Origin of the sequence: Streptomyces flaveolus, from assembly GCF_000716535.1 — a bacterium.
Taxonomy (GTDB): domain Bacteria; phylum Actinomycetota; class Actinomycetes; order Streptomycetales; family Streptomycetaceae; genus Streptomyces; species Streptomyces flaveolus_A.
In genome coordinates, this window is sequence record NZ_JNWV01000175.1 from 1 (window position 1) to 317 (window position 317).

Sequence of the window (317 nt, forward strand, 5' to 3'; positions counted from 1 at the left end):
CTCTCCATCGGCAGTCACGAGCGGTATGCCGCCGGCGACCGGCAGCAGGTTGGCATCGACCAGATGGGGCGGTGCCACCTGCATCCGCGGGGACGCGGCGAAGGCCGCGAACTTGGCCGTCGGGACACCGCTCACGGCCGAGGTGTACGCCTTGCGTCGTGCGGTCTCGACGCCGAGCGGGCCGACGCCGTCGTCGCTCAGAAGAACCTTCGTGACGCCACTGCGGTTGACCACGACGGCGCACACCCGGTGCCCGTCGGCTCTTGCCGCCTGCAGGGCGGCAAGCGCGGCGCCGTAGGCGATGTCGTAGCTGAGCG

1 protein-coding gene is annotated in these 317 nt (G+C 71.3%); it reads right to left on the reverse strand.

Annotated elements, in window-relative coordinates; translation table 11 throughout:
• A partial coding sequence (locus tag OO52_RS45715) for a GlcG/HbpS family heme-binding protein (RefSeq protein WP_037671763.1) occupies positions 1-317 on the reverse strand: 317 nt, incomplete at both ends.